Below are 19,310 nucleotides of genomic sequence, written 5' to 3'. Positions count from 1 at the left end.
TGACCCGTCCTCAATTATGATTGATCTTGCTGCCCTTCCATGTGACCTCTCCCGAGGCCTTACCGTTGAATTTGCCCGAGGCGTTGATCGAAATGTCCTTGCCTTCGATCGAGATCGTGCCGTCCTTCTTCATCGCGATGCTTGCCGACCCGCACTTGATGACGACCGAGTCTCCCGCTTCGATCAGCAGGTCCTGTCCGATCTTGATCGCTCCATCCTCGCCCACCTCGACGAGACTGCCCTTGGCGACTTTCACCGCCCGGCTGCCGCCGATTTCCGTCGCATCGTCGTCGCCGATCTTGGCGCTACGCGCCTTGCCAACGCTGCTCGTCTGCGCCCCGCCGATCGACACGCCCTGGTCTGATGCGATATTCCAGCTGTCGGAGGCGCCGATGTCGTGGCTCTGGCCGGCACCGACGCTGACGGAACGGGACGCGCCGATCGTGTTCGATTGCGTCGCGCCCACTGATCTGGTCTCTGTCGCGCCGACGGTATCGACGCGTGCGGCACCAACCGTCACCGTCTGGACGATTGCGACGGTCTGGGTATGACTGGCGCCGATCGTCTCCGTCGAGTTTGAGCCGATACTGATCGTCTCGTTAGCGCCGACGGTCAGAGATCGGTTGACCCCGACCGTCTCGGTATCGTTCGATCCGATATTAACGGTGCGGTCGACACCCACCTTGGTCGTCTTGTTGTTGCCGACATCCTCGTCCAGGTTCACGCCGACGGAGTGTTTGGCATTGTTGTCGATGCGGTCCGACTGGTCGTGCTGGACGAGCTTGCTGCGATCGTGCTTGATCAAAAGGTTGTGGTCCTTCTGCGCCTGGAAATAGACCTCCTCCGATCCGGCTTTGTCTTCGAAACGCAATTCGTTCCAGCCACCGCCCCCCGGCGAGGAATTCGTCTTCAATCCGGATTGCGTGGCGTTTCCCGGCAACTCGTAGGGCGGCATTTCCTTGCCGTTATAGACCCTGCCGGTGATGATGGGTCGGTCAGGATCCCCTTCGAGAAAGTCGACGATCACCTCCTGGCCGATCCGGGGAATCTGGATGAAGCCCCAGCCGGCACCGCTCCAGGTCTGCGACACGCGCACGAAACACGAGCTGTTCTGATCCTTTTTGCCGAGGCGGTCCCAGTGGAACTGCACTTTCACGCGTGCATATTTGTCGGTGAAGATCTCCTCGCCCGCTGGGCCGACCACGGTCGCGGTCTGTGGCCCGCGCATGACCGGCCTTGTCGTGGTGCGCGGCGGCCGATAAGTGATGGACGTCGGAGCGACCTGAAAAATTGCTCGGAAGGTTTCCTCCCCTGCATCGGCGGCAGGCCGGTAGCCGGGGTCGAACAGACGGTAGTCGGCGCGAAGCACGACATATTCCGCGTTCTGATCCTTGCGAGGAAAATTCTCGAGCTTGAACGTGGAGCCCGAAGCAAGCCCACGTACCGTGCCGGCGGCAGCGATCCGCTGATGTGCCGCCTGAATTTCCTCCCGCCGGACGACGGCAACCGCATCGCCGCGGCCGACCGTCAGATGCGCGCCCGGATGGCGATAATGCTCACCCTGCGCCTCTGCGTGAGAGAAAGGTTGCGCCGATTGCGCCATGAGGTCGGCGCCCGGCTTGGTGAAGTCATAGTCCGTGTGAGCGAAAATGCCGGGCTGGACGGAACTGGTCGAAACCCAGTCCGTCATATATTCCTCATCCCGACGCACGGGATCGCCCTCGGCCCGGAACTTGACGCTCCCATAGCCTGGCGCCGGCTTCAGCTTGTTCATCGCATCGGCAAGGACGAGGGTGTGTTCGCCCTCGGCATACTCGAAGAAATACATGATGCCTTCGTGCTCAAGCAGCCGCTGCACGAAGTCGAGGTCGCTTTCGTCATATTGCACGCAGTATTCCCTCGCCTCGTAGGAACCCTGCAACCGCTTTTCGAATTTTGCCGCCTTGTATTTCGAAAAGATCTTCTCGACGATTTCGACGACACTCATATTCTGGAAGATACGGCAATCGGTGCTGTTGCCGAGCAGCCAAAGCCAGGGCCGCACCTCCGCCTCGTAGTAGGCAAACCTCTCCTCGATGCGCGTCAGGCGAAAATCCGTGACGAGCCCGCTGAACCAGCGCTTCTTGTCTCCGCTTTCTCCTTCAACCGACAAGGGTTTTCCGAGCAGCTTCAATGCGTCGACATTTTCATCGGGACTGATGAAGCCGACCGTGAAGGCAAAACACCGGCTGACCTCATCGCGGCCGATGAAATGCGTGAAGGTCAGCGCTTCGGATCCGAGCGGCGTCTGGACGGTTGTCTTGCGATCATCAGCCATGCGGAGAATGCCCCTGTCTCGTGACGCCGGCGATCCTGATGGAGAAGCCTAGCACAAAGGGCCGTCGCCTCGGAAGTGACATCAACAGTGCAACCATCCGATGCCTGTCGTGTGGCCGTCCGGTAGATCGCAACGCCTGAAAGGAGGGGATCTGTCTGACCTGCGCAATCGGGCGCGGCGAAAATGTCATACGCGGGCGATCGATCCCCCAAGCGCGCGATCAGTCCTGACAGAGAATGCCAGCTCTTCAATCGCCAGTGCCGCTTCACGCGCTCCATTGGCAAAAACGATGCGAGCTGCGCGCATACGATACTGGGTGAGAAAATCTTCCGACAGGGCGAGTTCGATGGCCTCGTGCGCTCGCTCGACATCCACCGCTCTCAGACAGAGCCCCAAACCGGAGCTTTGCGCATAGGCGGCTCTGATGGCTTGCTCGTCCATCTCGGGCGCCTCATTGGGAACGAAGATTGCCGGGATGCCGCCATAAATAGATTCATGGAAGCTGTTGTAGCCGGCATTCGTTATCATCAGGTCGACGGCGTTGAAATATCTGGCGATCGGATAGATCGCCTTTTGCACGGTGCCTCCAATATGATCCTCGCGCTTCGGGGCGAGGGGATTGACCGCATCGATGATCTGGACGCCATGTTTGAGCAGCCCGTCGATGATCGCCGGCCGCAGCCGGCTGACGTCAAAATTTCGTTCCGAACCGAGCTGCACGACGGCGACGAGACCGGCAGGATCGACACCGAGAGCCGAGGCAGCTTCTGCCCGCGAGAGCCTGCCGTCATTGTCAACGAGGAGGATCGGAGAAACGCCGATCACGCCGGCGCGCAATTGCGCGGTGATGCCGTGATCTTCGTCCGCGGCGAACTCGCCCGGCTCGATCACCATGTCGAACCGATGCTGCATCGACGGATCGAGACCATGACGGGAAGCCCACATCCCGCGGCGGATCCAGACCCAGTTCAGATCGGGACGGGCGGCCAGCACTTTCAGCAGGCCGGGAAAGGGATGGTTGCTGTCGAAGACGACGCTGTTGATGGCAAACGCCTCCACGGCGGCCAGCAATTCCTGTGCGAAGACCTCATTCCAGCTGTCGTCCGTGACACCGATCTTCGGGGCGGACGGTATGTAGTCGACCGGGTGCCCACGTGCTTCGATAATCGAAGATCCGGCCGACATTGTCAGGAAAACGGGCTCCATGTCCGGCGACATGCGCTCGGCGATTGCCATCAATCGCGTGATGTGGCCAAGGCCTATGCCGTTTGTTGCGACAAACAGGACGCGCCGACGTCCCATTAGCGACCGCTGCGGTCTTCCCGGCCCGGAACGGACCGTTGCGCGCCCGCTCGACGCGGAGAACGCGTCAGCGTCAACGGCCTTGCCGACCGTGGCAAGCGCGGGAGGCGAGCTAAGCCCGAGTTCGTCATAGAGCGCACGCATTCTTTCCGGGTATCGGCTTGTCGAAAACTTCTTCTCGACCAATGTGCGCGCGGCTGCCGACTGTGCGTTGAAGGCCTCGGGAGAGGCGAGAAATCTCTCCAGAACGTTGGTTGTTTCTTCAGGTCGGCAATAAACCGCACCATCTTCGAACAGGTCCCGAAACGATGGGTCCAGAATGGTCACAAGCCCGCTCGCCATCGCTTCGGCAATGCCAATGCCAAACGCCTCAACCCATTGCCGGCTGTGAAAGAACACGTAAAAATCAAGCCTGTTCAGAAATTGAGGCACACCGCTGTTCGAATAGGGCGAGATGTTCCAGTTGGCTCCAATCAAAGGCACGATCTGGTCTGGCACACCGCCCATGACCTTAACCTGGACATTGCCAAGGTCGGGATAGGCCGCGCGCAATTCAGCCTCGGTGTCCGGCCATTTCAGGAGATCGCGACGCGAATGTCTGCCGATAACCGCCCGTTCGCGCGGCGGCTGCGCGGTCCTGATCGGCCACTCGTCAAGGTCGACGAGATTGAAGAGATCATGACGCAAGAGCTCAGGTCTGCCGGCGATGATGTCTTCGAACTGATGGCGCACCTTGGGGCCGACCGGTGCGAAGATGACGGGCGCCCCGAACATTCTCTCCAGATTTCGTTTCACTACGTCGATATTGTATTGCGCATTCCCCACTCCGTCGAAGGGCGGATGCTGGACCGAAAGGAGGACGACCTTCGATCTGAGGCGCAGCGGCCGTGCCGGCATGTGCGCGAACGCCAGGGGATTATGCGCGAAGAGAATGTCGCACTCGACTGGCTCCTCGCCCGTCAGCCACGGCACCTCCTGACGCTCAAGAACGTCGAGAAGACGTTCCTCGAACCGCCTGGAACGGATGTCGGAAACGCCGAGAAATGGAAGCAGAGCCGTCGAGAGGCCGAATTGCCGGGCGGATTGGATCTCGACCCGCACCGCGGATGAGGAGCCGCCATAAAATCGAGGATCGGCTGCATGGACAATATCAAAATGCATTCGAAAGCCAGATGGGTGCTACCAGATTCAATTCCCAGTTGACAGGCCAGTTGCTTCAATAAGCGCTGCCGCTACGGCCGAAAGAAGAGTTACGTTCGGGACTTTCCAAATTCCTGACAGCAACGGGCTTTGGCTTGACCGACCGGGTGATCCTTGATGCCGCAACTGGGACATAGGAACTGTTCGGATACCTGCTGATAAAATTGCGATAGGCTTGATCGGTGTTGCTTCGCCGTGCGTTGCGCCAGGCCACTTCTTCAGCGGCGGTCGGCGCACCTCGGTAACCGCTGATCATCGACGCCAGCGTCATATTCGAGCCTTGAGAGGTGCATGAGGCAAGTATCAGCGTTCCGAGGATAGAGATCTTGCGAAGCATATATTGCCCTCCCCGCAGCTTATTTTAGTAAGCATTCACAAACCACGAAAGTCAATGGCCGCAAGTTGAAACTCATTATTTTCTACGACCCGATGCAGCCCCGATGGACCTCCCTGGCTTTTTAAGCAACGAATAGATGCACGTTTCAACCCTGAAGATTAATTGAGGGGTTTATCTAAGCGTGCTCCGCCTTTTCGCTATGACAATTGCTCGGCAAGGAATTCCTCAAAGCTCAACCCCAATGTCACCTCACGCGAGATCGCCCACTTTCGCAACATAAGGTCGTAACGCCTGCGCACATAGTCCTGATATTGGCCGGGCGAAAGCGACGGAAGGTGGTGCACCTGCGGAATGAATTCGGCCGGCGTCTCTGCCCGCGACATGAGTTCCTGATGGAAATCGGAAAGAACAATGATCGGATATTCGTTCTTGGCCGTGCAGATCTTGCGAATGGACTCGATGGCTTCGAGAAAGCCGTCTGGTCTCGGCCCGAACCAGGTGACAAGCGTTCGAGATTTTGCGCGGTCATGCGCGTCGGCAATCGTATAGCGGAGTTCCTCGGGCATTGTCTGCTCTCGCCTCAAAAACGCGAAAGCATCGAAAGGCATTCTCATATTGAACAAGCGGCGCAAAGAGGTGGTCGGTGAAACCATCTGGTGGGTCTCCGTGCAAAGGACTGGCTTGTTCGATATCCTGGCAATCTCGTTCGCCTGCCTAAGATTGCTCTCGACAAAGATCTCAGCGTCGCACCGCCGATAAAAGGCGGCCTTGAATCTTGCATGAGTGCCCCGCCGCCGACGCTCCGCCGCGCTCGGCAGATCGAGCATGATGAGCTTGCCATAGTCGATCGCATTTGTACGAAGCCAGGTTTCGGTCAAGGACCTGTACTTTTCGAGCCGGCTGGTCACGAGATAGGCGATGAATCGCGTCGGTTTGTGAAGCGCCCGCGCATTTCTCAAGAAGGCTTCATAGGCCGGACCATCGTCATTTTCAGTATCGGTCGGGTCGAGGCAGAGCACCCCGTCAATGTCGATGCACGCCTTCGATAACAGGCCGTGATGCATGAAATTCCACTGAAAGAGCCTTGGCTGTTCGACGACCTCGAATATAAAGTCGACATCCTCGACGCTATCGCGCAGGCCGTAGACCGCCGCGAAGACAAACTGAGCGCGTGTTTTGCATGCCATCAATTTGGCTTTGGCTTCCCGCATGGCGCCACCGGTGTTGATGCTGTCGTCGAGGACAAGAACCTTTCGAACATCCGATGCGCTCCTGAACGACGCCGTATTCTTGGTTGCACCGAACGAATAAACGCGGCCTTCGATGAAACTGTCCAGGTCGGTCGTCGGTAGGTTGGCGACAAGGCCGAGCATGTTGGCGGCCAGTAAGCCGCTGCGTGGAATGCCGACGACCAGATCGATCTCGCGAGGAAGCATGTGCAACCCGTTGACGATCGCTTTGTGAAGATCCGATATCGAGCGATACTGCATCCGCATGCCGTTGCCCCCCGTTCAGGTCAGCTCCGGACCGTCATTTGCCGTTCTGTTCCAGAAAGAGATCGACCTGAGCTTCCATCTTTTGCCGTGTTGCCGTGTCAAGTTTCTTGCCGATCGCCGCGCGCGCTTCATCGGCTCGATTGACGCCCAGCTTTTCGGCCAGCACCCCATAATAATAGGCAAGCGGCACATCCGCCTTTCCCGTGAAGCTGCCTTTGTCGTAACCGAAGGCAAGATCGAGGTTGGCCAGTTCAAGGCCGCGATTGGCAGATAACTTGAAAAGGGAAAGCGCTCGATTTCGATCAGCAGGAAGTTTATCGGCGCCTTTCAGGTACAGCCTCGCGGCATAATAGGGGGCGTATTTGTTGCCCATGTCCGTTGCCTTGAGCAGGGTCTCCAAGCCACGTCGAAGGTCCTTTTTGGTGCCCTCTCCGCTGATATAGGCCTGACCCAGATTTGCCATGGCGTCGATCTGGCCAGTGTCGGCCGCCGCGATGTAAAGCGCTACCGCCTGCGAGGCATCCTGCTTTACACCCGTGCCCAGCCTGTAGCAGTCACCCAGCGCCGTGATAGCGTTCGCCCATCCGCTGGAAGCGGCAAGACGATACCAGAGAATGCCTTCTTCTGGCTCCTTCGAGACACCTTGGCCAAGAATATAGGCAGTGCCGACGTTCGTGCGTGCGCGCAGGTTGCCCATTTTTGCGGCCGCCATGTAGTAGGAGAGAGCCTGATCGTAGTCGACCTTCCGGCCGATCCCCATGCGTGCCATATAGCCGAGGTTGACGAGAGCCGCGCTATACTGATGGCCGCCGGCGACTTTGTAGAAATACTCCGCCCAGTTGTATCGACCGGCGATCTCGAGAACGCGCCCAAGCTGATACTGCAGCCGGGGATTGTTCTGGTCTGCTGCAAGCGCAAAGGCGCAGGCCCGCAACGCGTCGCGCACATTGACGAGACCATTACTGACGCCGGGGACTTGTCGCTGCGGATCGTTCGGGTCAGCACCGTAAAGATCGCATTCGGTCACAAGACTGCGCATCCCGCCCGCCGTCTCGGGCAGTAAACTCGGCCACATCCTGAACGTTTCGCTCACCGCTCGCTCGCCCGATTGTTGGAAGACGAACTCCTTGGCCTCGGAGTCGCCTGCGCTCGGCACCTGGCTGGCGATGGATGAGGCGACAAGGCTTTCGCGGATATAGAGCCCGCGTTTCGAAAGGGCAGCAACCTGGACACGGCTCTTTTCTTCCGCCTCGGCCGCGTGCGCGCTTTGGGGAAAGATCTTTGCGAAGCGCTCGAAATCGGCAGGATCTGGACTATCCTTGATGAAGGTCCACAGCACCTCGTCAATATTAACCGGGCTCGAGGTCTCGGTGGGCGGAACGACTGCTTCCGCGTTCAAGATTGCCGCCTGTGGCCGGAACACGAACCGCGTTTCGATCGAGCCGGTGATCCAAGGTATTTGGGCATTGCCGGTCGCTTGCCTGACATCGCCGCGAACCGTTCGAAACGTGTCATAAACATCGAGGTTCGGTCGCTGCAGGGCATTGGCGAGCGCCGACGAATAGGGACTGTTCAGCCCGGTGCCATCATAGGCGACTTCACCGGCGCTCGTTGCATACGCCACCAAGACCTGCCCGCTTCCCGCCTCAGTATCTGCCAGCCCCTGACGAAGGCCTTGGAAATTTGCAGCCGGATTGTTTCGGCATGCATCAAGAATGAAGAGCTTCAGCCCGACAGGATCGTTCTTGACGATATCGATGAGATCATTGAGGACGAGTGCATCGGCGACGACCCGTTGCGCAGAGCTGGTATCGACGTCCACGGGCAATAGGAGATTGCGGCCACTGGCCTGCAAGGCGTGGCCGGCATAGTAGAAGACGGCAATATCGGCACCGACCAGATGCGTCCGAACGGTCTCTTTGAGATCCTTGACCGCCTCTTTCTTCAGGTCGTAAAACAACAGCACATCGAAATTCAATTCGGTCAAGGTATTGGCGATCAGCTTGGCGTCATTCTGGGGATTGCTCAACGGCGCAAAAGGATAGTCACTATTGCCAATGACGATTGCCGCGCGCTTTTCTGCGTGAGCAGGTCCCGCGAAGACTTGACACGCGATCAGCAGGAATAAGCAGACAAAAAAACGTGGGACTCGCCACTGCGCAGATGTGGAAACCATCACTATCGCTCCAATGAGAAGACCATGCCCGAAACCATCGGTGCAAAGCCTGAACCTTGCTTGTCTGCCTGCCACTCCGCGATCGAGAATTTGAAGTGTATTAGCTTCCGGATAATCTCACCAGTCTACCTATTTACACACCAATCGGCAGCCGTTCTGCAATACACAAATCGCAGACCGGCATCGAGCGAACCCCGACGGGCGAAACACAATAGCGGTGGAGGCGAGGACAAAGCTGGCGGACGTTGACGCAACCACAATCCAGCGGTGGCCAAGTCATGCATGAATTTCCTGGGTACGACAGCCAGCGTTGCAGGATTTTCAAGGGCGTTGGTCGGGGCGATCGCGACAAGGGTGATTGATTTCCGGACTGTCGTAATCGGTCCACCGTGGAGAACGCTTATGAGCCGCCGGCTATTTTTAAAGCGATCTCCATCATCTCCCTCCCAACTCATTTTCGCATTTTGACGGACTATGCCTCTCGAACACCCAGCGCGCTCAGGACGAATGCGATCTGGCCTCTCAGTTCCATGTCGACATCATTCTGGTTTTTTAGGCGTAACTCAACGAGAAGAGGATGCAGAAACGGATTCATAGCGTCGACAACAGCTTGTGCGGTTTCCGCTGAACCATCATTGCTCAGTTTAGATGATGCATTCATCTCGCGGAGGATTTTTGCGAGAATCGCAGTCAATCGTTGAAGATAGAGGCGCGTTACTGTCCAGTTGTCCAAATAAGCTGCGACGTAGAGCGCGTGGATATTCGGCGCATGGATAAGATCGTCGCGAACCCGACGATGAAGGACTTGGAGGATTGTAACCAGCCTTGTCGGAGCGGTATCAGGACCACCGGCGATATGCGTGATCGCCGACAGCGTCTCGTCGGTAAGCCTGGCAAAAACGCCATGGTCTATGGCCGCTCTCGTTGGGAAAAAGCGATAGATGTTCGCCCGGCTCATGTCCAGGTTATCTGCTATATCGGCGACGTTGGTTTTCTTGTGGCCAATACGGCGGATATATGCCTCGGCATGATTGAGAATAAGGTTCCTGATTTTAGCGTCTTCGCCTCGGCGTGACCTCGGGCCATCGCTTGGCATCGCCAAGGTGTCAGAGGCCGCCAACATTTCCCCTCTGCCTATCTTCGCTGCTTTTCAGAACCGAAAAGCTGTTTTGCAACGCCTCGGGCTGAAGCTTGTCCCAGAGCGAGGGTGACCCGTTTAGGCGGGCAAGATCCTCATGGCGCCGTATCCACTGCTCGGCCGAGTTCAATCTGTTGGGATGGATGTCATCAAGAAGCAGGTAGTCGCGTTTGATGATGTCATGCCTCCACATGTTCCAGAAGCCGGTGAAGTTGTCCCTGAAACTCATCGTGCTCCTATCGGCGGGATCCGCATTGTAGCCGGCTGGCCGATCTGCCGCGTTCTTGAGAGGTCCGCCGAAATACTGATGAACGTCCGTATCGATGTAACGTGCGGGATGTCCCGTCACACGCTCGAACGCCGCAGCGAGTTCGTCGTAACGCACATGTTCGATGGCAACCTCAAGGTCCATTCCGACAGACCGTTCGGTGTTGTCGAAAAGCCAACGGACGTAGTATGCGCAATCTTCGAGTGAGACATGGACAACGGCTCCACGCCCAAGCGGCACCCTCCAGGTAACAACGCCCTCCTCAATTCTGGGCGTCATCGGCGTAAAGGGCGAGAACGCCATCTCCATGTACGGCCCGGTCGTAAAAATCGCTGCGCCCATCCTGTCGGCATTGGCTTTGTTTTGCGACAGAATCCATTCTGCGACGCGCCCCTTGCCGTCATAGTGGCCGGTTCGGAAACGCGAATCATATCCTGACTTTTTCAGCACATAGTCGAGGTTGCCGAAAACGAAGAACCTGACCCCCTCCTCGATCGCGATTTCATAGGTCCTCATCGCGAGATAGGTTTCTGTTTTCTCGCCCGTGTTGAACCCGTCGATATTGACAAAAGCTCCATTGCAAGCACGGAAGCCTTTGCGGAGAACCTCTTCGTCAGCGAATGAACCCTCTATTAAGGAGACATTGCCCATCTCCTCGAGTTGTCTCGCGCGCTCCGACGTACTGTCTCGGGTAAGTGCCAGAACGTCGTATTTGCCGTCAGCGACCAGACCCTTTACCACCGACATTCCTTGTGCTCCGGTGGCACCAATCACGAAAATTCTGCTGGTTTCATATGACATATGGATCTCCTTCAAGTGCTCGATATGCCCCACGACCATGAGAAGATTTTTGCGTGCGTCGTTCGGGCAGTCATGCGGATCGAATCGCAGGTGCGGACGTTGTCAGCGCCCGCCGAAATGCCGGCCGCCCTTCACCGCGTGCGACGTAATTCTTAAGGTTTGGGTTATTCTCGAGGAATTCGGTGCCGCGCAGCGCTCGCAGCACTGTCACCATCAACAGGTCCGCGGCACTGAATTCTCCTTCCAGCCAATCAGCATTGCCAAGCTTCGAGGAAAGTTCCCTAAGCCGGGCAGGCAGATAGCCGGCGTTGCCTGAAGACATGCAGGGCTCGATCGTGTTCAGCGCCGCAAACATCCACATGACCGCACGCGACCGGGCGTTCGGGTCGAGCGGCAAGAGACCAGGGTACGTATGCGCGATGTGATGGACGATCGCACCGGATTCGAAAAGCACCAGATTCCCGTCCTCATAGGTCGGCATCTGTCCGAAGGGGTGGAGCGCGCGGTATTCAGGACGGCGCATTTCGGAGAAGGCCAGCAATCGTAGCCGATAGGGCTGACCGACTTCTTCCAGCGCCCACCGCACGCGCATATCCCGGTGGAACCCCCGACCGCCATCGGGCGGGTTTTTGAAAATTGATACGATCGGGGTCATGTTGCACCTGTTAGTTCGTGAGCGTGGATCGTTTAGCTGGAGACCGGCGTTGCCGGGCTTGGGGCAGTACTCTGTCCCTTTCGAAGGAGACGGCAGACCTTATGCCCGATAACGTGACGGCCTGCCCTTTGACCCTCCGAAGCGTCAGGGACGCTTCGGAGGGGTCTTTGCATCACTCGGCCGCCAGATGCAGCTTCGGTTCCGGGCGGCTCGCCTCCGGCTGTGCGACGCCATGGTCGGCGTGCATCGTGTTGTCCTCTGTCGGCTTGATCCGGAACCATGCCGCATAGAGAGCAGGAAGGAACAGGAGGATTATCGCGGTGCCGACCGCCGTGCCGCCGATCAGCGTGTAGGCCATCGATCCCCAGAACACCGAATGGGTCAGCGGAATGAAGGCGAGTACCGCTGCAAGCGCCGTTAGGATAACCGGACGGGTTCGTTGCACGGTCGCTTCGATGACAGCGTGATAGTCGTCCAGACCTGCCGCCTGATTCTCCTTGATCTGCTCGGTCAAGATAAGCGTGTTGCGCATCAGGATACCGGCAAGTCCAATCAGACCTAGAATGGCGTTGAAGCCGAAAGGTTGGTTGAAGAGGAGCAAGGCCGGTACTGCGCCGGCAAGGCCAAGCGGCGCCGTCAGTATGACCATGGTCATGGTCGACAGGCTGCGAACCTGAAGAACGATCACGATCAGTGTCGCTGCGATCATCAAGGGGAAGATTTTGGCGAGCGCGACGTTTGCCTTGAGCGATTCCTCGATATTGCCGCCCATTTCAATCCGATAACCGACGGGCAGCGAGGTGATCAATGGCTGCAGGGCCTGCATGACGGCTTGCGACACTTCCGGCGGTTGCGTTGTCTCGCTGATGTCAGACCGGACGGTGATGACCGGCGTGCGGTCACGGCGCTTCATGATCGGCTCTTCGAAGCTGACCTCTGAGTGACCGATCTGATCGAGCGGAATTGCCCTTCCGTCCCTGCTGATCAGCGAGAAGTCTGAGAGCTTTGAGGGATCGAGACGATTGTCGCCGCCGCTGCGCGCAACAACGGGGACGTTGCGGATGTTTTCACGAACCTGGGTTATAGGAACGCCCGTTAGCAGAAGCTGCAACTGTTGGGCGGCTTCGGCGGGCGACAGGCCGATGAGATTGAGCCTTTCCTGGTCAGGAATGAAGCGGACGATAGGCGTGCGGTTGCCCCAATCGCGGTTGGACTGGCGAACGTCCGGGACGGTTTTCATGATCGCGAGCGCTTGTTCCGAGATTTGATAGAGCTTCTCGGGATCGGGCCCCATAATGCGAAACTCGACGGGGAACGGTGTGTAAGGGCCGAACACGAGCTGCGTGACGCGAACGGAGGCTTCCGGCGCAAGGCCATCGGCGATGGCTGCACGCAGGCGATGCTTCAGCGCTTCACGACCCTCGGCATCGGGGGTGAGTGTTACGATCTTGGCGAAGGCCGGATCCGGCAGTTCAGGCGCCATTGCAAAGAAGAATCGTGGGGCGCCCTGACCGATATAGCTGGTTACGATCTTCGACTCGGGCTGCTTCTGCAGCCAGCGCTCGAGCTTTTCTACCGTAGCGCTGGTCGTTTCGATACTCGTGCCTTCGGGCAGCCGAACCTCGACCAGCACCTCGGGGCGATCCGACGTCGGGAAGAATTGCTGCTTTACGCTCCCCATTCCCACGACGGAAACACCCATCACCACGACCACGACAGCGCAGGTCATGAACTTATGCCGAACGGCGAACTTGATGACCGCACGAAGACGTTGGTAATTCGGCGTGCCATAGATGGCGCCGTGGCCTCCGGTGACAGGCTTGATGTCGGGAAGCATCTTGACGCCGAGATAGGGTGTGAACACCACGGCGATGATCCAGGATACGATGAGAGCGAAGCCCACGACCCAAAAAATGTTGCCGGCATATTCACCCGCCGTCGATTTCGCAAAACCGACCGGCATCAGGCCGATAATGGTGACAAGCGTGCCTGACAGCATGGGCGCTGCGGTATGGCTCCAAGCATAGGCGGCCGCCTTGATGCGGTCCATGCCCTCTTCCATCTTTACGACCATGACCTCAATAGCGATGATCGCATCGTCTACCAGAAGTCCGAGCGCCAGGATCAGGGCACCAAGCGTAATGCGATCGAAGAAGCGTCCGGTTTCCAGCATGATCAGGAAGACGACGGCAAGCGTCAGTGGAACGGCAAGTGCCACGACGATACCGACGCGCCAGCCCAGAGCGATCAGACTGACGAACAGCACGACACCAAGCGCCATCGCGAACTTCATCATGAATTCGCCGACAGCTTCCTGGATGTTTACGGCTTGGTCGCTGACCTTCGCCAGGGTCATACCGAGAGGCAGCGACTGGCTGATCGTCGCAGATCTTTCCTCAAGCGCCTTGCCGAGCTCGAGACCATTCCAGCCCGATTGCATCACGGCAGCCAGCATGATCGCCGGCTCGCCTTCGTGTCGAATGATGTAGGTCGCGGGATCTTCGTAGCCGCGACGGATGTCCGCGATGTCGGAAAGTTTCAGAGTCCGGCCACCGGCCACGATCGGTGTATCCGCGATGGCCTGTATGTTGTTGTAGGCGCCGTCAAACCGGATAAAGACCTGCGGACCGCGTGTATCGATGGAGCCGGCGGGCGTGACGGTGTTCTGGTTTTGGAGGGCCGATGCAATGTCCTGCGCCGACACACCAAGTGTCGCGAGCTTGGCGAAAGAGAATTCGACAAAGATCTGCTCGGGCCGTTCGCCGAGAATGTTGATCTTCTTCACGCCCGGCACATGCAGAAGGTCCTGCCGGATCGTTTCCGCCTGGCGAACCAGGTCACGCATCGGCATGCCCTTGGCTTTCAACGCGTAAAGGGCGAAGCTGACGTCGGAATACTCATCATTGACGAAAGGTCCGAAGACACCAGGCGGCAGGCTCCTCGCCTCGTCGCCCAGTTTCTTGCGCGCCTGATAAAACTCGCCCTCGACCGCGCTGGCCGGCGTATCGTCTTTGAGTGTGACCGTCAGGAATGCGTAGCCCGGACGAGTGGTTGTTTCCACCCGATCATACCAAGTCAGTTCCTGAAGACGCTTTTCCAGCGGTTCCGCGACGAGATCCTGCATCTCGCGCGCTGTTGCGCCCGGCCAGACACTCGTGACCGTCATTGTCTTAATTGTGAAAGACGGATCCTCTGCGCGCCCGAGGCTCATGAAGGCGTAGACGCCTGCTGCGGCTAAAAGGATGATGAAAAAGAGGGTGACGGCCCGCTCACGGACGGCCAGCGCGGAAAGATTGAAGCTCATCACTTGGCCGCCCCTGCTTTTTCTACACCGGTCCGAATGGTCGCGCCGTCGGTCAGGAGATGCGCGCCAAGTGCAACGACGACTTCGCCCGGCTTCAAGCCAGAAACGATCGCGTCTTCCTCGCCGAGCCGTTCGACGGTCAGTTCCCGGAAGTGAACGGTAGAGGATTTATCGACGACCCAGATGCCCGAACGGTTGCCGTCGTCTAGAAGCGCGCCGATCGGCACCTCGGCATGGGTTTGCGCATCCTTATTGGGGATCTTAATCGTTACCGTTGCGCCCAAAGGCGCTGTCGCCGCACCTCCTTGCAGGACCCAGCGCGTTTCGTAGGTGCGGGTTCGCGTTTCTGCTGAAGCCGAAATCTGGCGAAGCACCGCGTTGTCTTTGGTATCGCGGCCATAAACGGTGGCTTGTGCGGTCGCGCCGATCTCCGGCCTGAGATTTTCGGGCATCCACACCAGAGCCTCCCGCGCTCCGGCCTGGGCAAGCCGAATGACCGTCTGGCCGGCTGCGACCACCTGTCCGGGTTCGCCCAGTGTTTCGACAATTGTTCCGTCGGCGTCTGCCAGCAGCACCGTATATGTCGCCTCGTTGGCGGCGACATTCGCCTCGGCTTTTGCTGCGGCAAGTTGCGCGGTGGCAGTATCAAGGGCCGCTTTCGCCTTTTCATACTGCTGGGTGGATGCCGCCAGGTTTTTCACCAGTGCGGCGAAACGCTTTTCGTCGGCTTGTGCCTGAACGAATGTTGCCTGTGCCGCCGCAACGGCATTGCGTTTGGCGGTCAGCGCGAGGCGCAGATCTGTTTCATCGATCTTCATCAAGGGCTGTCCGGCTTTCACCTCGTCACCGAGGTTCACCAACCTTTCGACGATCTTGCCGGGGACACGAAAGCCAAGATCGCTCTGGACGCGGGGCGCGATCGTCCCGGTAAAGCTTCTGGCGACGGTATCCGGCGTCGTTGCCTCTACGACACTCACAAATGGGATTGCGGTCCGGGGATCGGCCGCTGCCGAGACTTTCTCGGTCGGCCAAAAGACAAACGCGGCGGTGGCGGCGCCGGCGATCACGACCGCGGAGGAGAGGAGAAACTTCGTTTTCATGTGATGACCCTTCTTGACGGTCGATTCATCGGAATAGATTGCAACTTAAATCTAAAACGTATATAGATGTCAAATGAAATCTAAAAGGAGCACTAAATGCGAGTCACTCGAGCCCAGGCCGAAGCAAATCGAGACGCCGTGATCACTGCGGCAAGCCGGCTCTTTCGCGAACATGGTTTTGACGGGATCGGTCTCAAAGACCTGATGAAGGCAGCCGGCCTTACCCAAGGCGGCTTCTATAAGCAGTTCGAATCCAAAGACGATCTCGCGGCGCTCGCATCCCGTCGGGCGATGGAGAGTGCAACACGCCGGTGGTCGTCCGTCGCAGCCTCAAGCTCGGGTCCGTTGCGCGCGGTCGTCGGTCTCTACTTGTCGGCCGACCATCACGGGGAAACGGGGGACGGATGCCCGCTCGTCGCACTTGGCTCTGACGCAGCTCGCCAAAGGGCGGAAGTCCGGACACCCTTCCAAGACGGGATCGAGGCTCATCTGCAGGTGTTGGAGGAACTGATGCCGGAAAAAGGCGAGCCCGACGCCAATGAAAAGGCGATGGTGGTGCTGTCCCTGATGGTCGGCGCGGTCACGCTATCACGGATCATGACGGACGCGGATATGTCGGACCGTCTGCTTCAAGCGGCGGCCAATGAGGTAAAACGCCTCGCCCCACTCGACGAAGACTAGGACGCCACCGTTCCAGTCCGGCAACACACAATTTCTCGGAGTTATCATGCGTCGTATAGTCGTCACAGGCATGGGTGCGGTGAGCCCGCTCGGTGCCAATGTCTCAAGCTCCTGGACACGGCTCAAAGCCGGAAAATCCGGGATTCGCCGCCTATCGGACGAGGTTGTCGGTGATCTCCCCGCCAAGATCGGTGGTGTGGTCCCATCCATCGCCGAGGACGCAGAAGCAGGGTTCGATCCTGATCTTGTGCTGCCGCCGAAAGATCAGCGAAAGATCGATCGCTTTATTCTTTTCGCGCTCGCGGCGGCTGACGAAGCACTTGCGCAGGCGCGTTGGAAGCCCATTTCGGAAGAGGACCGCCTTCGAACGGCAACGATCATTGCTTCCGGAATCGGCGGTTTTCCCGCCATCACTGACGCTGTGCGGACTGTCGACCATAAGGGGCCACGACGTTTGTCGCCCTTCACCATCCCGTCGTTTCTGGTCAATCTGGCAGCAGGTCAGGTATCGATACGACATGGGTTGAAGGGTCCCCTTGGAGCACCCGTGACAGCCTGCGCGGCGGGCGTTCAGGCGATTGGTGACGCCGCCAGGCTCATTCGTGCGAACGAAGCCGACATCGCGATCTGCGGCGGGACGGAAGCCTGCATGAATATCGTGAGCCTTGGCGGCTTTGCTGCTGCGCGGTCCTTGTCTGCGGGGTTCAACGACACGCCTGAACTGGCATCGCGACCGTTCGATATACTCCGCGACGGGTTCGTCATGGGAGAAGGCGCAGGCGTACTGGTCATCGAATCCCTCAGCCATGCCCTTGCGCGCGGTGCCGAGCCTTTGGCCGAATTGGTCGGCTACGGCACGACAGCCGACGCCCACCACATCACGTCCGGTCCTGAGGATGGATCGGGCGCCGCGAGAGCCATGCAAATTGCGATCCGACAGGCCGGTATTTCTCCTCAGGAAATCCAGCACGTGAATGCTCACGCGACCTCCACGCCGGTTGGAGACCGTGGGGAAATCGAGGCCATCAAGTCTGTGTTCGGAAAGGCATCCGGTCTGGCGGTGAGCGGCACGAAATCAGCGACCGGTCATTTGCTCGGTGCTGCCGGTGGATTGGAAGCCGTCTTTGCAATCATGGCTCTGCGCGATCAGATTGCGCCGCCAACACTCAATCTGAATGCACCGGACCCTGCCAGCGACGGAATTGACATCGTCGCCAAAGTGGCCCGGCCAATGTTTATGGATTACGCGATCACCAATGGCTTCGGGTTCGGCGGCGTGAATGCGAGTGCGCTGTTTAAGCGTTGGCCTGCAAAAGCGGCATAGGCCTCCACAAGCAATTCCGAACGAGGATAGGACGGATTATAATGATGCACCCCCTACAGAAACCGGCAGGTTGGAAGCCGAAGATTGCCGTGATCGGTGTCGGCGGCGGTGGCGGAAACGCAGTCGACAACATGATCACGCAGGAATTATCCGGCGTCGATTTTCTGGTTGCCAACACCGATGCTCAGGCGCTCGTCAAGTCCAAGGCGCCGCAGATCGTGCAACTTGGCCTGAACGTTACCGAGGGTCTGGGCGCCGGCTCGCTCCCGGTAATCGGTCGTGCCGCTGCGGAAGAGTCGATCCGCGAGATCATGGAACATCTCGCCGGTTATCATATGTGCTTTATCGCCGCTGGCATGGGCGGTGGCACAGGGACCGGGGCAGCGCCGGTTATTGCCCGCGCCGCACGGCAGGCCGGCATTCTCACCGTCGCCGTTGTCACGGAGCCCTTCGTGTTCGAAGGCTCGCACCGCATGCGCCAGGCGAAAGAAGGAATCGAACAGCTCCTCGAAGTCGCCGATACCGTCATCGTTGTCCCAAACCAGAGCCTCTTTCGGCTTTCGGACCCGCATACGACGCTTGCGGCGGCCTTTGCTTCGGCCGACGCCGTGCTCTATGCAGGCGTCAGTTCGATCGTCGAACTGATCCTGAAGGAAGGACTGGTCAATCTCGATTTCGCCGATGTGAAAGCGATCATGGGGGACATGGGCATGGCGGTCATGGGAACAGGAGAAGCTGCGGGCCCAGGCAGAGCGACCGCGGCCGCGAAAGCAGCCCTGGAGAATCCGCTGTTTGGTGACGCGATACTCAGGGACGCAAAAGGGGTTCTCGTCTCGATCTCTGCTGGTCGAGATCTCACCCTGTTCGAAGTCGATGATGCAGCCGGCCGTATCCGCGAAGAAGTCGATGGGAATGCCGAGATCATCTTCGGCGCAAGCCTCGACGAAAGCCTCGGCGACCGGATGCGGGTGTCGCTCATCGCAACCGGGATTGGACTGGCAGCCCGCGCGCCGCTGCTTGTCGACCGTGTCGCCTGACGTTCATGTGCAGGGTCGGTCGATTTCTAAAGGCAACGCGCTCCTGAACATCTCAACTCACTGCTCGCAGCGGCGCGCGAGAGCGCCTGGCTCGGGCTGACAACGCGGCGCTACCAGTCAGACGACGTCGATTTTGACGGCTATATCTCGCGACGAAGCGATAATCGTCAGTCG

14 protein-coding genes are annotated in these 19,310 nt (G+C 58.5%); 4 read left to right on the top strand and 10 right to left on the bottom strand.

The window, feature by feature from the left end; translation table 11 throughout:
- Positions 1 to 10: 10 nt before the first annotated feature.
- Positions 11 to 2,317, bottom strand: coding sequence for a type VI secretion system tip protein VgrG (tssI, locus tag CO671_RS20515; RefSeq protein ID WP_097607454.1), 2,307 nt, complete (start codon positions 2,315 to 2,317; stop codon positions 11 to 13).
- A 186-nt stretch (positions 2,318 to 2,503) separates the two neighbouring features.
- Entirely contained in the window at positions 2,504 to 4,171 is a 1,668-nt protein-coding gene (locus tag CO671_RS20510; protein ID WP_245425009.1) for a glycosyltransferase, read from the bottom strand.
- Positions 4,172 to 4,213: 42 nt separating this feature from the next.
- Between CO671_RS20510 and CO671_RS34265 the strand changes: the two genes are divergently transcribed.
- Positions 4,214 to 4,729, top strand: coding sequence for a hypothetical protein (locus CO671_RS34265; RefSeq protein WP_245423773.1), 516 nt, complete (start codon positions 4,214 to 4,216; stop codon positions 4,727 to 4,729).
- 106 nt (positions 4,730 to 4,835) lie between these two features.
- On the opposite strand, the gene CO671_RS20505 is transcribed toward CO671_RS34265, so the two are convergent.
- The 8 genes from CO671_RS20505 to CO671_RS20470 all read right to left on the bottom strand — a co-directional run bounded on the left by CO671_RS20505 (position 4,836) and on the right by CO671_RS20470 (position 16,094).
- On the bottom strand, positions 4,836 to 5,156 hold the full coding sequence (locus CO671_RS20505; RefSeq protein ID WP_010029888.1) for a hypothetical protein: 321 nt from the start codon (positions 5,154 to 5,156) through the stop codon (positions 4,836 to 4,838).
- 197 nt (positions 5,157 to 5,353) lie between these two features.
- A complete protein-coding gene (locus CO671_RS20500) occupies positions 5,354 to 6,592 on the bottom strand; it encodes a phosphoribosyltransferase family protein (protein WP_280953345.1) in 1,239 nt (412 codons plus the stop codon).
- Between the two features lie 94 nt (positions 6,593 to 6,686).
- Complete coding sequence (locus CO671_RS20495) at positions 6,687 to 8,828, bottom strand: caspase family protein (protein WP_097607451.1); 2,142 nt, start codon at positions 8,826 to 8,828, stop codon at positions 6,687 to 6,689.
- 472 nt (positions 8,829 to 9,300) lie between these two features.
- Positions 9,301 to 9,951 carry a TetR family transcriptional regulator gene (locus CO671_RS20490; protein WP_097607450.1) on the bottom strand — a complete coding sequence of 217 codons (651 nt, stop codon included), beginning with the start codon at positions 9,949 to 9,951 and terminating at the stop codon, positions 9,301 to 9,303.
- A complete protein-coding gene (locus CO671_RS20485; RefSeq protein ID WP_097607495.1) occupies positions 9,935 to 11,035 on the bottom strand; it encodes an NmrA family NAD(P)-binding protein in 1,101 nt (366 codons plus the stop codon). Before CO671_RS20485 ends, CO671_RS20490 begins: the two co-directional genes overlap by 17 nt.
- Positions 11,036 to 11,105: 70 nt before the next feature.
- Positions 11,106 to 11,690 (bottom strand): glutathione S-transferase family protein, encoded by a 585-nt coding sequence (locus CO671_RS20480; RefSeq protein ID WP_097607449.1) that lies wholly within the window; start codon positions 11,688 to 11,690, stop codon positions 11,106 to 11,108.
- Between the two features lie 172 nt (positions 11,691 to 11,862).
- Positions 11,863 to 14,994, bottom strand: coding sequence for an efflux RND transporter permease subunit (locus CO671_RS20475; RefSeq protein WP_097607448.1), 3,132 nt, complete (start codon positions 14,992 to 14,994; stop codon positions 11,863 to 11,865).
- Positions 14,994 to 16,094: an efflux RND transporter periplasmic adaptor subunit gene (locus CO671_RS20470; protein ID WP_097607447.1), complete on the bottom strand. Its 1,101-nt coding sequence runs from the start codon at positions 16,092 to 16,094 to the stop codon at positions 14,994 to 14,996. Before CO671_RS20470 ends, CO671_RS20475 begins: the two co-directional genes overlap by 1 nt.
- Before the next feature lie 96 nt (positions 16,095 to 16,190).
- Here CO671_RS20470 and CO671_RS20465 point away from each other — a divergent pair, with 96 nt between their 5' ends.
- The 3 genes from CO671_RS20465 to ftsZ are packed head-to-tail and all read left to right on the top strand — an operon-like array spanning position 16,191 to position 19,136.
- Positions 16,191 to 16,775, top strand: a complete 585-nt coding sequence (locus tag CO671_RS20465) for a TetR/AcrR family transcriptional regulator (RefSeq protein ID WP_097607446.1) — start codon at positions 16,191 to 16,193, stop codon at positions 16,773 to 16,775.
- Positions 16,776 to 16,821: 46 nt separating this feature from the next.
- Positions 16,822 to 18,099, top strand: a complete 1,278-nt coding sequence (gene fabF / locus CO671_RS20460) for a beta-ketoacyl-ACP synthase II (protein ID WP_097607445.1) — start codon at positions 16,822 to 16,824, stop codon at positions 18,097 to 18,099.
- A 44-nt stretch (positions 18,100 to 18,143) separates the two neighbouring features.
- Complete coding sequence (ftsZ, locus tag CO671_RS20455) at positions 18,144 to 19,136, top strand: cell division protein FtsZ (protein ID WP_170965020.1); 993 nt, start codon at positions 18,144 to 18,146, stop codon at positions 19,134 to 19,136.
- Positions 19,137 to 19,310: the final 174 nt, after the last annotated feature.

It is taken from the genome of Rhizobium sp. M10, from assembly GCF_002531955.1.
Taxonomy (GTDB): domain Bacteria; phylum Pseudomonadota; class Alphaproteobacteria; order Rhizobiales; family Rhizobiaceae; genus Rhizobium; species Rhizobium etli_C.
This window is presented reverse-complemented; position numbering and strand designations above follow the sequence as displayed.

Excerpts from the sequence above, each read along its gene's own strand:
- tssI (WP_097607454.1), bottom strand. The coding sequence starts at position 2,317 with ATGGCTGATGATCGCAAGACAACCGTCCAGACGCCGCTCGGATCCGAA.
- CO671_RS34265 (WP_245423773.1), top strand. The coding sequence starts at position 4,214 with ATGTCTGCCGATAACCGCCCGTTCGCGCGGCGGCTGCGCGGTCCTGAT.
- CO671_RS20505 (WP_010029888.1), bottom strand. The coding sequence starts at position 5,156 with ATGCTTCGCAAGATCTCTATCCTCGGAACGCTGATACTTGCCTCATGC.
- CO671_RS20500 (WP_280953345.1), bottom strand. The coding sequence starts at position 6,592 with ATGCTTCCTCGCGAGATCGATCTGGTCGTCGGCATTCCACGCAGCGGC.
- CO671_RS20495 (WP_097607451.1), bottom strand. The coding sequence starts at position 8,828 with ATGGTTTCCACATCTGCGCAGTGGCGAGTCCCACGTTTTTTTGTCTGC.
- CO671_RS20490 (WP_097607450.1), bottom strand. The coding sequence starts at position 9,951 with ATGTTGGCGGCCTCTGACACCTTGGCGATGCCAAGCGATGGCCCGAGG.
- CO671_RS20485 (WP_097607495.1), bottom strand. The coding sequence starts at position 11,035 with ATGTCATATGAAACCAGCAGAATTTTCGTGATTGGTGCCACCGGAGCA.
- CO671_RS20480 (WP_097607449.1), bottom strand. The coding sequence starts at position 11,690 with ATGACCCCGATCGTATCAATTTTCAAAAACCCGCCCGATGGCGGTCGG.
- CO671_RS20475 (WP_097607448.1), bottom strand. The coding sequence starts at position 14,994 with ATGAGCTTCAATCTTTCCGCGCTGGCCGTCCGTGAGCGGGCCGTCACC.
- CO671_RS20470 (WP_097607447.1), bottom strand. The coding sequence starts at position 16,094 with ATGAAAACGAAGTTTCTCCTCTCCTCCGCGGTCGTGATCGCCGGCGCC.
- CO671_RS20465 (WP_097607446.1), top strand. The coding sequence starts at position 16,191 with ATGCGAGTCACTCGAGCCCAGGCCGAAGCAAATCGAGACGCCGTGATC.
- fabF (WP_097607445.1), top strand. The coding sequence starts at position 16,822 with ATGCGTCGTATAGTCGTCACAGGCATGGGTGCGGTGAGCCCGCTCGGT.
- ftsZ (WP_170965020.1), top strand. The coding sequence starts at position 18,144 with ATGCACCCCCTACAGAAACCGGCAGGTTGGAAGCCGAAGATTGCCGTG.